General features: G+C 67.3%; 12 protein-coding genes. 4 read left to right on the forward strand and 8 right to left on the reverse strand.

What is annotated here, in order from left to right; genetic code table 11:
- Positions 1–15: 15 nt before the first annotated feature.
- Positions 16–3,270, reverse strand: coding sequence for a S8 family serine peptidase (locus tag ABIB26_RS10640; RefSeq protein WP_502913653.1), 3,255 nt, complete (start codon positions 3,268–3,270; stop codon positions 16–18).
- A gap of 291 nt (positions 3,271–3,561) precedes the next feature.
- On the reverse strand, positions 3,562–3,747 hold the full coding sequence (locus tag ABIB26_RS10645) for a hypothetical protein (RefSeq protein ID WP_354242375.1): 186 nt from the start codon (positions 3,745–3,747) through the stop codon (positions 3,562–3,564).
- 260 nt (positions 3,748–4,007) lie between these two features.
- Between ABIB26_RS10645 and purS the strand changes: the two genes are divergently transcribed.
- Genes purS through purL form a run of 3 tightly spaced genes read left to right on the forward strand, consistent with a single transcriptional unit; the run spans position 4,008 to position 7,367 of the window.
- Positions 4,008–4,259, forward strand: a complete 252-nt coding sequence (purS, locus tag ABIB26_RS10650; RefSeq protein ID WP_056427643.1) for a phosphoribosylformylglycinamidine synthase subunit PurS — start codon at positions 4,008–4,010, stop codon at positions 4,257–4,259.
- 1 nt (position 4,260) lies between these two features.
- The gene (purQ, locus tag ABIB26_RS10655; protein WP_354242378.1) at positions 4,261–5,031 is read left to right on the forward strand and encodes a phosphoribosylformylglycinamidine synthase subunit PurQ; all 771 of its coding nucleotides are present in this window, start codon (positions 4,261–4,263) and stop codon (positions 5,029–5,031) included.
- A complete protein-coding gene (gene purL / locus ABIB26_RS10660) occupies positions 5,028–7,367 on the forward strand; it encodes a phosphoribosylformylglycinamidine synthase subunit PurL (protein WP_354242380.1) in 2,340 nt (779 codons plus the stop codon). The genes purQ and purL overlap by 4 nt, the downstream gene beginning before the upstream one ends.
- Positions 7,368–7,449: 82 nt before the next feature.
- Here purL and ABIB26_RS10665 read toward each other — a convergent pair whose 3' ends face one another.
- Together ABIB26_RS10665 and ABIB26_RS10670 are read right to left on the reverse strand one after the other, a co-directional pair.
- Positions 7,450–8,052 (reverse strand): putative endonuclease domain-containing protein, encoded by a 603-nt coding sequence (locus ABIB26_RS10665; RefSeq protein ID WP_354242383.1) that lies wholly within the window; start codon positions 8,050–8,052, stop codon positions 7,450–7,452.
- Between the two features lie 457 nt (positions 8,053–8,509).
- Positions 8,510–8,803: a DUF503 domain-containing protein gene (locus tag ABIB26_RS10670; RefSeq protein ID WP_354242386.1), complete on the reverse strand. Its 294-nt coding sequence runs from the start codon at positions 8,801–8,803 to the stop codon at positions 8,510–8,512.
- A gap of 159 nt (positions 8,804–8,962) precedes the next feature.
- Here ABIB26_RS10670 and ABIB26_RS10675 point away from each other — a divergent pair, with 159 nt between their 5' ends.
- Complete coding sequence (locus tag ABIB26_RS10675) at positions 8,963–11,659, forward strand: PEP/pyruvate-binding domain-containing protein (RefSeq protein WP_354242389.1); 2,697 nt, start codon at positions 8,963–8,965, stop codon at positions 11,657–11,659.
- Positions 11,660–11,669: 10 nt separating this feature from the next.
- On the opposite strand, the gene ABIB26_RS10680 is transcribed toward ABIB26_RS10675, so the two are convergent.
- From ABIB26_RS10680 to ABIB26_RS10695, 4 genes are all read right to left on the reverse strand, one after another.
- Positions 11,670–12,215 carry a DUF1990 domain-containing protein gene (locus tag ABIB26_RS10680; protein ID WP_354242392.1) on the reverse strand — a complete coding sequence of 182 codons (546 nt, stop codon included), beginning with the start codon at positions 12,213–12,215 and terminating at the stop codon, positions 11,670–11,672.
- Positions 12,212–12,622, reverse strand: coding sequence for an MmcQ/YjbR family DNA-binding protein (locus tag ABIB26_RS10685; protein ID WP_354242394.1), 411 nt, complete (start codon positions 12,620–12,622; stop codon positions 12,212–12,214). The genes ABIB26_RS10680 and ABIB26_RS10685 overlap by 4 nt, the downstream gene beginning before the upstream one ends.
- 50 nt (positions 12,623–12,672) lie before the next feature.
- Positions 12,673–13,521: a polysaccharide deacetylase family protein gene (locus ABIB26_RS10690; protein ID WP_354242397.1), complete on the reverse strand. Its 849-nt coding sequence runs from the start codon at positions 13,519–13,521 to the stop codon at positions 12,673–12,675.
- Positions 13,522–13,643: 122 nt separating this feature from the next.
- Entirely contained in the window at positions 13,644–14,069 is a 426-nt protein-coding gene (locus tag ABIB26_RS10695; RefSeq protein WP_354242399.1) for a CoA-binding protein, read from the reverse strand.
- Positions 14,070–14,642: the final 573 nt, after the last annotated feature.

Here is a 14,642-nt window from a genome sequence, read left to right on the forward strand (position 1 = left end):
GGTGCTGTCTTCAGCCTAGATGGCGTTGTTCGGAGGGTGGACGAGTTCCTCGTTCTGGATCTTCCCCTTTTCCTTCTTCACCTTCTTGCCCTTGTCCTTCTTGTCTTTCTTGTCCTTGCCGTCGTGGCTGCCGCCGTCCCCGCTGTCACCCGGACCGTCATTGCTGTCCTGGTCCTCGGAGGTCGGCGGAACCAACACGGTGCCCGCCGGGGTCACCAGCACGCTGACGAACGTCGGATCACTTGCTCCGGCAAACGTCACGCGGCCGATGTAGGAACCGGGTTCCAGAGCCTTCCAGTTGAGCGTGACTGAGCCGGATTTGCCGCTTCCCAGCCGCAGCGGGGCGGGCGTCAGCGTCGCGTTGCCCACGTTCGGAACGAGCACGGACCCATCGACGCTTCCCTTGGTGGCCTGCCCGTTCGGGCTGGCGTACAGGTTCGCGTAGATGGTGTAGGTGCCGGCTGCCGGATTCGGGATGGAGACAGACTCGCTGGCAGACGACGTTGCGACGGTCAGCGGGCCGTCCGGAGTCACCACGTACATGTCGAAGTCGGCGTTCGGGTCCGAGGAGAAGACCGAGAACTTGGCCAGCGGGCTGCCGGCCGGAACCTCCACGTCCTTGACGACGTTCGACTCGTCCGTGCCACCAGTGAACGGTCCCGGTACCAGCTCCACCGGGGTGGAATCCGCCTTGGACAGGCCGTCCAGGGTCATGTGGATCGGGTTGCTGGTGCCGGAGACGACGTTGATGGCACCGGAGCCGGTGCCGCCCTCGGAGGTAAAGGCGACATCCGGGGCCGCCACGACCGACTGCGGGCGGACCGCGATCGGGGACGCGACGTTCTTGTTGGCGCCCTGCCAGGTCAGCGAACCCATGGCGAACTTGCCGAGAGGCGCACCCTGGTTCTCGAAGGAGACCTTGAAGGTCTTCTTCTCGCCGGCGGCACTGAAGTTCAGGACGCTGGGAGTCACGTTGACCTTCACACCCGGAACATCAGCCTTGACGCGGTAGAGACCGGGGGTCAGGGCGGTCACCGTGCGGGTGACCTCGATCTTGCCGGTCAGGTTGCCCAGCGAGAAGGACGGAACGTTCATGTCGCGCGGCTTGGTGGTACCCAGTCCCGGGATGTCCAGGTCGAGTCCGGTGCCCTGGATGAAGGCCAGGTAGTCATCGGTGCCGGCGTCGTAGACCAGGCCCGGATCCAGCACGCGCGCCGGGTCCACCTGACCGGCGCCGGTGGCGTGGACGTCCGTATCCTTGGCACCGTTGGCGAGTTTGACGTCGCTGGCGGTGGTCATCATGGCGGACTTCACGACGGCGGGCGACCATTTCGGGTTCTTGCCCAGGACCAGGGCGCCGAAACCGGCGACGTGGGGCGAGGCCATGGAGGTTCCGGACATGAAGCCGTAGTTGTCCCCTCCCGTGCCGACCGGCGACACGCCGGCCAGTACCGCGACGCCCGGTGCTGCGACGTCGGGCTTGAGCAGGTCGGATCCGGTGGCGAGGAGCGGTCCGCGGGAGGAGAAGCCGGCACTCTGCGGCTGCGCCTCGAGCGCCAGGCCGGTGGTGTCCTTGTTGACGAGGGACACGGTGAGGGCGGGGTTGGCGGCAACCTTGGCCTTGATGGTCTGAGTGGCCGCCGGGTTCACATGGACGGTGGGGACGGAGTGCTTATCCGTGTCCAGCGAGGAGTTGGTCAGGTTCACCAGGATCATTCCGACGCCGCCACCGCGGGCCACCTCGGCGCTTTTTGCTACCCGGTCAAAGACACCGCGGTCACAGACCACCACCTTTCCGGCCACTTTGGCCGGATCCAGCGTTTCCGGTCCGCACAGGGCGGCGTTCGCGTCATCGGCAGTGGCGGCCGCATCGGCAGACAGTACGGTGCCGGCGTTCGCTACCTGGCGGTTCATGATGCTGGCGCCGCGGAACTTGCTGCCGTCGGAGAACTCGACCGTCCCCTGCAGCTCCTGGGAGAAGCTGCTGGCGGCAACCGTGGTGACCCACGGGGCGCCGTGGTTGACGGTACTGGCGGTCGGGCCGGAGTTGCCGGCCGATACGGCGACGAATACGCCGGCCGACGTGGCGGACAGGAACGCCATGGACACCGGGTCGGTGGTGGTCGTCGTGGAGCCGGAGATCGAGTAGTTGATCACGTCTACGCCGTCGTGGATCGCCTGGTCGACGGCGGCAACGGCGGATGAGCTGTAGCAGCCGCCGCTGTTGGGATCGGTGTCTTCCCAACAGACCTTGTAGATGGAGAGTTTGGCCGCCGGGGCCACACCGCTCGTCAGCCCGAAGCTGCGGCCGTCAACAAAAGTCTCTACGTTGGCGTTGCCGGCCGCGGTGCTGGCCGTGTGCGTGCCGTGGCTGGCGACGTCGACCGGGGACAACCGTTCTTCGGGTGCACGGCCCTGCGCGGGGACATACTTCACGAAGTCATCGGCGAAGTAGTGGGCGCTGAGGACCTTGGAGTTGCAGGCGGACCCGTCGAAGTCTGCACCCGTTTCCACGCCTTTCTGGCACTCCCCGGTGAAGGTGTCGCCGTCGGACTTGAGCATCGCGATCTTGCGGTCGTCGGTGCGGTAGGGGACGCCGACAACCGGGTCGCCGACAAGCGGTTGGACCTGCTCGCCGGCGAAAAAGGGGTTGGACGGGGTGTAGCCGGTGTCGATGACTCCGACGACGACGCCCTTACCGCCGGCATCCTGGCCGCCGAACTTGGTGTTCCAGGTGCCCCCGGCTCCGCTGAGCTTCAGGAAGTCTGAGGTGGAATAGTCGGGAGCGTTTTCCGTGTCAGGGGCAACCACCAGGACGCCGGGATCCTTGGCGAGCTTGATGGCCTGGCCGGCCGTCAGGGTCGCGCTGAACCCGTTGACCGCCGCGGTGAACTGCCGCCGGATCTGGACTTTCTGCTGCCCGGCGACCTCGGTCTGCTTTTTTTCGAGGTGGTCCTCGTACCGCCTGACCTCAGCCTTGTCGGCGTCGAGCTTCTTGCCTGGTTCCGGTTTGGTGGCCGGCAGGCCGGGCGTGCCGCCGTCGTAGGTGGCGGCCGGCTTCTCGGCCAGGACGACGATGTAACGCCCGTCCCGGTAGTTGTTTGGATCCAGATTCTTCTGTGCGACCCCGGCAACGGGTGCCTGTTGTGAGGGAGCCGCGGTGGCGGGTGCAATGGCGACCGTTGACAGAAGAACCGGCAAGCCCAGGGTCAGCGCCGCGGCCCTCCGGAGTCCCCCGCTTCGAAGGAAGCTCTTTCCTGGTGATTTCACGAGTGATTGGAACCTTTCGTAAGGAACGGTCCCGGCGTCCGTGCCGGGTGTGCAGACTGGCGGGGCTGCAGAACAGACGTTTGCGCAGCTCCGGCGGATACCAGCCGAGTCATACAGTACAGACTGAGAGCGAGTTATGACATAGCACACAAAGGGGAATCCAAAATTTGTCACGCGTCTCGACAAATGGCCGGCGCGGCGGGCGCGGCGAAGCCAGGGCCGGCGCGGCCGGCCCTGGCTTGAAGCGGTTACTGGCGGCGGTTGCCGGGGGCTGTTGTCAGCTCCCCCGCACTATTGCCGCGGCGTCCTGACGACGTCGCTGATCCAGGCGCGTGTCTTTTCGTCGACGGGTCCGGCCACGTTACTCGCCCTGGCCGCCCGGTCCGCCTTGATTTTCTGCAGGACCATCCGGCCCAGCCCCGCGAACACAGCGGCAGCGACTACGGGCAAGAGCACGGATTTTGATTTCTCAGACATGGGCACATCCTACTGACGGGCCTCGAAGTAGACCATAGCTGCCGCTCCTGGACCGGCGCGCTCGCCGGGCCCGGTCACAGTCAGGGCCTGAATGTGGCTGCAGGCACCGCGGCCGGTAGAATGGGCATGCAAGCTCGCGGAGCGCCCGATCCCGTCTGATTGATTGACACCGTCCGATGTTCAGCATCGGATACTGACCGGCGTGAGACGGCACCACTCCGCTGCGCCCTTACCCAATGCTCACGCACAGGAGTTGCCGGATGCCCCGGATCGTTGTCGACGTCATGCCCAAGCCCGAGATTCTGGACCCGCAGGGGAAGGCCATCGTGGGTGCACTCCCCCGGCTGGGCTTCACCGCCTTCAGCGCTGTCCGCCAGGGCAAGCGTTTTGAACTGACGGTCGACGGCGAGGTGACCGAGGAGATCCTGGCCCAGGCCCGCAATGCCGCGGAGACCCTGCTGTCCAACCCCGTCATCGAGGACGTCGTCAACGTCGAGGTCGTCGAGGCCTGAGATGACTGAACTCCCCCTGATCGGTGAGGCCATCGCCGTCGCGGCCAACGCTCCTGGTGCTCGCAGTCTCGCAGGTGCGCGGATCGGCGTCGTCACCTTCCCCGGAACCCTGGACGACCGCGACGCCGTCCGCGCCGTCCGTCTGGCCGGCGCCACCCCCGTGGCACTCTGGCACGCCGACACGACGCTGGGCGACGTCGACGCCGTCGTGATCCCCGGCGGGTTCTCCTATGGCGACTACCTCCGCGCAGGCGCCATCGCCCGGTTTGCGCCGCTGATGGCCAAGATCATCGATGCCGCCAACTCGGACGCCAAGCTGCCGGTGCTCGGCATCTGCAACGGCTTCCAGATCCTCACCGAGTCGCACCTGCTGCCCGGCTCGATGATCAAGAACGACCACTTGAAGTTCATGTGCCGCGACCAGGTCCTCCGGGTGGAGAACAACACCACGTCCTGGACCGGGGACTACGCCGTCGGCCAGGAAATCACCGTGCCGCTGAAGAACCAGGACGGCCAGTACATCGCCGACGAGAAGACCCTGGACGCGCTCGAGGCGGAAGACCGGGTGGTGTTCCGCTACGTCGGCTTCAACCCGAACGGCTCGCGCCGCGACATCGCCGGCATCGCCAACGCCGCCGGCAACGTGGTGGGACTGATGCCGCACCCGGAACACGCGGTGGAGGCCGGGTTCGGCCCCGAAATCGGCTCCGACACCGAGGGCCTCGGCTTCTTCACCTCTGTACTGAACAAGATCGTGGGAGACAACAAATGACGGAGACGTCAACTGGCCGGACGGCGGGAAGCGTCACCGAGACCAAGAAATTCAACATCGACACCGTCGAAAACGCGGCCAAGACGCCGGACACCGAACTCCCGTGGGCCGAACTGGGCCTGAAGCAGAACGAGTTCGACGAGGTCGTGAAGGTCCTGGGCCGCCGCCCCACCGGCGCCGAGCTCGCGATGTACTCCGTGATGTGGAGCGAGCACTGCTCCTACAAGTCCTCGAAGAACCACCTGCGCCAGTTCGGCGAAAAGGTGACCGAGGAGATGAAGAAGGACATGCTCGTGGGGATCGGCGAGAACGCCGGTGTCACCAACCTGGGCGACGGCTGGGCCGTGACGTTCAAGATCGAGTCCCACAATTCGCCGTCGTTCGTGGAGCCCTACCAGGGTGCCGCAACCGGCATCGGCGGGATTGTCCGCGACATCATCTCCATGGGCGCCCGGCCGGTGGCTGTGATGGATCCGCTGCGTTTCGGCGCCATTGACCACCCGGACACGGCCCGCGTCATGCACGGCGCCGTGGCGGGCATCGGCGGCTACGGCAACTCCCTCGGCCTGCCGAACATCGGCGGCGAAATGGTCTTCGACTCCGTTTACCAGGGCAACCCGCTGGTCAACGCGCTGGCCGTCGGCGTGATGCGCCACGAGGACATCCGCCTCGCCAACGCCACCGGCAAGGGCAACAAGGTGGTGCTCTTCGGCGCCCGCACCGGCGGCGACGGAATCGGCGGCGCCTCCGTGCTGGCCTCGGAGTCCTTCGACGACACCAAACCGTCCAAGCGCCCCGCCGTCCAGGTGGGCGACCCGTTCGCCGAGAAGGTCCTGATCGAGTGCTGCCTGGAGCTGTTCAAGGGTTCCCTGGTTGAGGGCATCCAGGACCTGGGTGCCGCCGGCATTTCCTGCGCCACGTCCGAGCTCGCCTCCAACGGCGACGGCGGCATGGAAGTCGAACTGACCTCGGTCCTGCTGCGCGACCCCACCCTCACCCCGGGCGAAATCCTGATGTCCGAGTCGCAGGAACGCATGATGGCCGTGGTCACGCCCGGGAACGTGGCCGCTTTTGAAGCGGTCATGGACAAGTGGGCTGTGGAGTACTCCTGGCTGGGCGAGGTGACCGACACCGGCCGCCTGATCATCACGTGGGAAGGCGTGGTCATCGTCGACGTCGACCCGCGCACCGTGGCCCACGACGGTCCGGTCTACGATCGCCCGTATGCCCGCCCCGAATGGCAGGACACCGTGCAGGCCGATGCGTTCACCGGGTCCGTGCAGGATACCGGACGGCCTTCCTCCCCCGAGGAACTGGCCGCCGCCATGACCGAACTCGTTGCTTCGCCGAACATGTGCAGCAAGTCCTGGATCACCAAGCAGTACGACCGTTACGTCGGCGGCAACACTGCCATGGCGTTCCCTGATGACGCCGGCGTGGTCCGGGTGGACGAGGAAACCGGCCTGGGCGTGGCCCTGGCCACCGACGCCAACGGCCGCTACACCTACCTCGATCCGTACCACGGTGCCCAACTGGCGCTGGCCGAGGCGTACCGGAACGTCGCCACCTCCGGCGCGGTGCCGATGGCCGTCAGCGACTGCCTGAACTTCGGCTCCCCCGAGGACCCGGACGTGATGTGGCAGCTGGCCGAGGCCATCCGGGGCCTCTCCGACGCCTGCATGGTGCTGGGCATCCCGGTCACCGGCGGCAACGTCTCGCTGTACAACCAGACCGGCACCGTCCCGATCCACCCCTCCCCCGTGGTGGCCGTGCTGGGCAAGTTCGACGACGTCGCCCGCCGCACGCCGTCGGGCTGGAAGGAAGACGGCCAGGCCATCTACCTGCTGGGCACGACGGCGGCAGAGCTGGACGGTTCGGAATGGTCCAATATGCGCGGACACCTCGGCGGCCTGCCGCCCAAGGTTGACCTCGACGCCGAGCGCGAACTGGGGCAGATCCTGATCAACGCCTCCCGCGACGGCATGGTGGATTCCGCCCACGACCTCTCCGAAGGCGGTCTCGCCGCGGCCCTCGTGGAGTCGTCCCTGCGCTACGGCGTGGGCGCCCGGATCGCCCTGCAGGACGTCCTGGACCGCGACGGCGTGGACCTGTTCACGGCGCTATTCTCCGAATCCCAGGGCCGGGCCATTGTGGCCGTGCCCCGGTCCGAGGAGATCCGCTTCAAGGACATGTGCACCGCCCGCGGCTTCGCGCACGTCCGGATCGGCGTCGTGGACGCCGAGGGAGGCACGCTGGAGATCAACGGCGTCGAGACCATGAACCTCGAGGCGCTCCGCGAAGCCCACGAGGCCACCCTGCCGAAGTACTTCGGCTAGTCCCCACCCACCGCCGCCCCATCGGTTGCTCCGTAACTGCCGTTTTGAGCCCTCAATACGGCAGTTGCGGAGCAACCGTTCGTTACCGCCCGGGCCGCCAGCCCGCCTGCACGAGTGCGGCGCGTACCTTGGCCACTGCGGCCTTGGCATCATCGCGCATGTGCCGTTTGGAAACGCGGACCTCGGTCCAGCCGAGGGCCGTGTACCGCTCCGACCGGGCGATGTCCCGGACGATCTGCGCCTCGTCTCCGTGTTCTTCGCCCTCGTACTCGATGCCGATTCTGTATTTCCGATACGACAAGTCGGGTTGGTGGTGCCGCGTGCCGGCATCGTCGATGATGGGCACGTTCAGCTCTGGTTCCGGAAGGCCGGCCCGGACCATGGCAAGCCTCAGCAAGGACTCCTGCGGCGAATCCGAGCCCACCCGAATGAGGGTGATGGCTTCCTTCGCTTTGCGGAGTCCGCGCTTTCCCTTGTGCCGGTCGATCATCCGCTGCAGATCCTGGAGGCTGCAGAGCGGCATCTCCCTGTTCTCAAAGTCCCGCCGAGGCACCCGGACGCAGCTGTCGCCCGCAACAACGAGTTCGTCCACGGTCAGCACTTCAGCCAGATCCAGCCACGTTCGCTCCGGCGTGGTGATGGGAACGCCGTCCAGAATTGTGACTTCGTCGTCGTACAGTTTCATTCGGTGCACGATTACATGTGGCCGGTTGAGATGGGCCGCACCCTCGGGCCTGATGACGTGAAACATTTCAGGAGTCCCTTTCCGCCGTCGTGGCGGCAGTATTAGCAGCTCCGCCGCGGTGAGGTGCGATGCGGCGCATCGCTCATTGACCTCTATGAAAGGCCGCACTCTGATACTCAAGGGGAGCTCGGTCGTCGGGCTTTGCGCCCGGATTCCCTTGCCGAGAGCGTTCAGGGAACGGTGCCGCAGCCGCTTCGGCGACACTCCGGCGTGCGCAGCCTCGGCAACGGTGAAGGGTCGGTCTTGGAGTTCCATCGGCAGCTGGCGTGCGGTCCTCATTGATTCATCGGACCAGAATTGCGCCGGCGCTGCATAAGTTATCCACAAGACCCGTCGATTGCTCCGCAACGGCCCTTTTGAACCCTCAAAACGGCAGTTACGGAGCAATCGATGGGTGTCAGTCGTCGCTGCGGAGTTCGCGCTGGCGGGCGCTGAGCAGCTCGAGTTCCGGGCGCGCCGCCATGAACCGTTCGACGGCGGCCAGCACGTCGACGAGGTGCGCCCGGTCCGCAGCGACCAGCCCGACGCCGATGACCGTGCGCCGGTACTGGTCCTGCAGTCCGGCCTCGGTGACAGAAACGTCGAAGCGTCGCTTCACCTCGGCGAGCACCGGCCGCAGCACCGAGCGCTTCTCCTTCAGGCTGTGCACGTCGCCGAGGAGGATGTCGAATTCAATCCAGCCGATCCACATGTCCCAATTTTCCCACCGGCTGCTCTCCTGGCGCGTGGCTCCGCTGGAGGCGGTCTGATCGACACCATCAGCTATGGTCTCCTGCCTGCGGCAGTGCCAGTATGTTGGGAGCCGGGCTCATTGAAGGCGCCCAGCTCCGGGCAGAAAGGACGCACGGTCATGACCTACATCAACAGCTTCGGCGATGTGGGACCAGGCGACGTCGCCGTGGCCGGCGGCAAAGGCGTCGGACTGGGCGGCCTCATTCAGGCCGGGCTGCCGGTCCCTCCGGGATTTGTGCTGAACACCGCAGCCTATGCGGATTTTGTGGACGCCAATCACCTCCAGACCGGCATCCAGGAGCTGGCCGCGCTGTCACCGCAGGCGGCGCCCCAGGACTACGAGGATGCCTCGAAGCGGATCCGCGCCCTGTTCACCGGCGGCACCATGCCCGCCATGATCGCAGCAGAACTCGGCACTGCCTACGGGCGTCTCGGCAACGGATACACAGCCGTGGCCGTGCGCTCCTCCGCCACGGCCGAGGACCTCGCCTCCGCCAGCTTCGCCGGGCAACAGGACACCTACCTTAACGTCCGCGGGACCGACGCGCTGGCCGCGGCCGTGACCGATTGCTGGGCTTCACTGTGGACGGCGCGTGCCATGGCCTACCGGGCCCGTGAAGGCATCGGACCGGACGCGGTGCGCCTCGCGGTGGTGGTCCAGCGGATGGTCGAGGCCGAGGCGGCCGGGGTCATGTTCACCGCCAATCCGGCCAACGGGCGCCGCGACCAGATCGTGATCAGTGCCGCGTGGGGCCTGGGCGAGTCCGTGGTCAGCGGAACGGTCGGCACGGATGACGTCGTCGTCGAAGCAGGGACGGGCCGTGTGCTGTCGCGCCGGACAGCTGACAAGGAGGTCATGACTGTCTATGCGGACCACGGCACCCGGGAGCAGCCGGTGCCGGACGCCCGCCGTCGTCAGTCCGTACTGGACGACCGGTCGGCGGCCGCGCTGGCCAGCTATGGAACACGGATCGCGGATCATTTCGGGGCGCCGCAGGACATCGAGTGGGCGCGGGCCGGTGACGAGTTCTTCATGCTGCAATCCCGGCCCATCACCGCACTGCCCGAACCGGCGGCCGACACCCCGGATACCTGGACGGTGCCCTACCCGAAGGGGCTCTACTTCCGGGCCAGCATCGTGGAACAGTTACCCGAGCCGCTCTCGCCGCTGTTCGCCGACCTGATCGACGGCTCGGTGGCCCGGTCGCTGAGAGCGTTGATGGCCGAGGCCGTAGGAAAAAACGTCATCCGCGAGGACGACGTCGGACTGCCCACCATTAACGGCTACGCCTACTATTACTACCGCACCTCGGGAATGTGGCGGGTGATGGGCAAGTCGCTGACCGCCGTGCGCGCGCTGGTCCGCGGCAAGGCTCAGATGGGAGTGGCTGGCTGGCGGGAATTCTCGCACCCCCGCTACGAGCGGGTGATCCAGGACTGGGCGGCGAAGCCCGTCGTCGAGCTTTCCGGAGAGGAACTGCTTGACGGTGTGCAGGCGTTGCTGGACGCCGGCACCGTGTATTACACGGCCGTGCAGTCAATCATTCCAATCGCAGCGACCAGCGAAATCTCCTTCCGGGCGTATTACGAGAAGTTGGTTCAGCGCGACGGGGATCCCCCCGCCCAGACGTTTCTCCTCGGCTATGACAGCGAACCCATCAGGGCGGAGAAGTCGCTGTATGACCTCGCAGCCTGGGCCCGCGGCGTTCCTGGGCTGGCCCCGGCGATCCTCAATGAACCCACGGCGGCACTGGTTGAGTCCCAGCGAACCGGGTTCCCGCCTGCCGGTGTCGACCCGGCGCTGTGGCGGCAGTGGCATCCCCGCTTCCAGGAACACCTCGGCCGATTCGGCCACGCGGTCTACAACCTGGACTTCGTTTGCCCGGTGCCGGCCGACGATCCCTCGGCGCTGCTGGAGACGGTGAAGTTCTACCTGCGGGGACAGGGGACCGACCCGCACGAGCGCCAGCGGCGCTCGGCCGCCCGCAGGGAGGATGAAACCAGCCGAACGATCTCCCGGCTCGGGCCGAAGCGCCGGGCCGCGTTCCTCCGGCTCCTCCGGTGGGCACAGAACGCCGCCCCGGTCCGCGAGGATGCGCTGGCCGACGTCGGCCTGGCCTGGCCGCTGATACGGCGGATGCTGCTTGAGCTCGGACAACGGCTGGTTGACTCGGCCGTCATCGCCGGGCCCGCCGACGTGTTCTGGCTGCGCCGCCAGGAACTGCGCAGCGCCGTCGAGTTCGGCCTTGCCGCGCCGGGCGCACCCGCGCCGGGCGCACCCGCGCCGGGCGCACCGGCGGCGGTGGCTATTACCGGAGCAGACCGGCCCGTCCGCGCTGGCGCCGTCGAGGAGCGAAAAATGCGTTGGCGAGGCCAGGCCAAAGCAGCTGCGCCGCAATTGCTGCCCGAGAGCCGGTGGATGGAGCGGGCCTTCGGGTCAATGATGCCGGCACGTTCACAGGACCAGCTCGGCGACATCATCAAAGGGACCGGCGCCAGCTCGGGCCGGGTCACTGCTCCCGCCCGCGTCCTGACCGGGCCTCAGGATTTCGCCCGGATGGTGCCCGGGGACGTCCTGGTCGCCCGCATCACCACTCCCGCATGGACCTCGCTGTTCGCGATGGCCTCCGCCGTGGTCACCGACGTCGGCGGCCCGTTGAGCCACAGCTCCATCGTGGCCCGGGAGTACGGCATCCCGGCCGTGCTCGGCACCGGAGTGGCCACCCAGCGACTTAGCAGCGGCCAGCAGATCCGCGTCGACGGCGACGCCGGCACCGTCACGATCGAGCACCCGGCCGTTACGCACGTGCCGTGAGCGGATCACCTCAGCTCTCACCGCCCGCCAGTTGGTGTGCACTTTCGATGTAGCGGGAAGTGATGAGGCGCTGCGCCCGCTTCGTCAGGGCGCCGCCCGCCGCGTAGAACCAGTTGGACGGCACACCGAAAGCCGTAATTTCGATCGTCACGATGCCGTTCGCGTCGATGGAAATCTCGAACGCCTCCTCGCCGCGGACGGGATGCCCCGGCAGGGTGCCGTAGCCGAAACCAGCGGACTGCGGCCCGCCCCCGGGCAGCGGGCGGCGGACCCAGACCACCTCGCAGGGCGCGTTGATCCGGAACGGCCCGACGCCGAAGCCGCTCACCACCCGCGCGCCGGGGGCCACCACGTCGGAGTCGGCGCGGACCCGCAACCCCGCCCGCTTCTGCAGTTGCCAGGTCAGCATGCCGTGGACCACGCGCCGGTACGCCGCGAGGCCTTCGCCGACGTACGCCGAGGTAACGAGGCACTCGACGTCCAACGGCGGCGGGCCGTGCTCCGTGGCGCCGATCCCGTCGTAGTTCAGCTCGCCGCCGGCGATGCGCCCGCTCACGGCCGCGCCTCCCGGGCGAGCCGCGCCCAGCCGAGCTGTTCCTGCTGGCGCCGGGTCAGGGTTGCGACGACGAGGTCATAGGAGTCCTCCACCATGTCGCAAATCATCGAATCAGCCAGGGACCCGTCCAGCCGGACGCCGTTCCAGTGGGTCTTGTTCAGGTGCCAGGCTCCGGTGATCTCAGGGTGGGCGGCGCGCAACTGCTCGGCCAGTGCCGGCTCGCACTTCAGGCTCACCGCGAAATCGTCCTCGTCCATCGACGACAGGGCGAACATCTTGGCTTCGTGGCGGGCGCCGCCGGATACCGCGGCCCGTACCTTGAAGACGGACGTCTCCGGCCCGAACGGAAAATCCTCGAAGGCGCCGGGAAAGCCCAGGCAGAGCCCGCGGAGTTCAGCTACTTCCATGTCTTGAGCCTACTTCCCTCCCCCGACATTTGGGCCGGCCCGGGTCAGGCTCAGGCGACGCCGAGGAAGCTCTCCAGCAGCACTACTTCAAGTCCGGCAGCCAGCTGGGCCGCGCGGAATGCGGCCAGATCGGCGGCGAATTCCTGCCGGAAGTGCATCAGTACAATATCGCCTGGCCGCAGCGAGCTCCCGTACTGGTAATCCATCCGACCGGCGTTCGCCTTGGCTTCCCACGTGACGATGGCCTTCAGGCCCGCGGCCGCCGCGGCCTGCCGCAGCGCGTTGGAGTAGGCGCCCCCCGGCGGGCGGAACAGCGTGGGCCGGCGGCCGAACTGCTGCTCGGCGAACTCCTGCATCCCGGTGATTTCCGCGAGCTGCTGCTGGTAACCGAGCTGGGTGACCATGTTGATGTTGTGGCTCACCGTGTGGTTTTCCACCAGGCTCCCCTGCGTGGCGAACTGCTTGAAGAAAGCCGGATCGGCCTGCACGAAGTTCCGGGTCAGGAAGATCGACGCCGGGTAGTCGTATTCGGCCATGAGCCGCACCATTTCGGGAGTCCGCGTCACGCCGTCGTCGATGGTCAGGAAGACCACGGGGTGCTTGGTCGGGATTCTCGTCAGGACCGGAACCAGCCCGCCGTGCACGGGCGGCAGGGTGAAATCCGGAATGAAGGAGCGGCGGAGACGTCTGCTGCCGGCCGGCCCGGCCGCCGGGGTGACGGCGGGCGCCGGCGTGACGGCGTCGGTCGCGGTCGATGTGGCGGGCTGTGCGGAGCGTTCCGGCGCCGCACACGCACCGACAGCCGCGACGAGCGAGGCTCCCAGCACACCCAGCGCCGCCCTGCGTCCGGGGTCCTCCGGGCGGAAAACCGGCAGCCCTTGCGGTCGGTGCCTGCGCATGCTGATCCTGGCTTCCGGGGAATGATTCAGCAGAAGACTAGCAGAGGAACAAGGCGGTTCCAGGCGCGAGCTTCACGGACCGGTTTGCAGTCAAGGTTACGAACGAGATTACGAACGCCCCCCTACAGGCCGAAGCGCCGGGCGTCCTGCGCCGGGCAGGCGTTCATGATGACGTCGAGTCCGGCGGCTCTCGCCCGGGCAGCCGCCGCTTCATCGATGACGCCGAGCTGCAGCCACACCGCCCGGGCGCCGACGGCGATCGCCTGGTCCACCACATCCCCCACCTTGTGCGAGTTCACGAAACAGTCGACGACGTCGATGGGGTGCTTCTCCGCCGGGATGTCGGCAAGGCTGGCGTAGCCCGTTTCGCCGTGGACCGGATCCGCCGGAAGATTCACCGGGATGATCTCCATGCCCAGCCGGTCCCGGATGAATAGCGAGGTGTCATAGGCAGCGCGCCACTGGTTGGTGGTGAGGCCGACGACGGCCCACCGCCCCTTGGCGCGCAGGAGCCTTTCCAGGACGGCAGGATCGTTGACGTGAGGCATGAGCACAGCCTAATAGGCATTTTCGTTAGTTCGCCGGGGGTTCAGGTCCAGGCAGCGGGGTGGCCGGGCTCAAGGACATGCCCCGCGCCGGGGTCGGCGGATGGACAGATTCCGATTATGTCCGGACCCGGGCGCGAGGAATGGGCATGTCCTCCCGGGAAGTAGCCCGGCGCCCGGTCCGGCCACCGGAAACGCCCCACGCACCCCTGCCGTGACGTTCCTCCCCGGTTGCTTCGGCGCCACGCGCAAACCGCCCGCGGGAATCCGGGGTTCGCCACGGCAGGCAGACGGCCGGGCGGCAAGCAACCGGGCAGGAGCGCCCCGCTGACTGCCCGCGTCCACGTGCCCGGCTTCCGGCCAGGGAACGTCACGGTGCCGCCGGTCCCGGGCGCGAAGACCGGGCGGTCCTCCCGGAGAGTCAGCGGCCGCGGCAGCCAGGCCCCCAGGCAGTGACGGCGCGACGCGGTGCCTTACCGAACGGTGCCTTACCGAACGGTGCCTTACCGAACGGTGCCTTACCGAACGGTGCCTTACCGAACGGTGCCTTACCGAACGGTGCCTTACCGAACGGTG

Source organism: Arthrobacter sp. UYEF20, from assembly GCF_040546335.1.
In the GTDB taxonomy this organism is placed as follows: Bacteria; Actinomycetota; Actinomycetes; order Actinomycetales; family Micrococcaceae; genus Arthrobacter.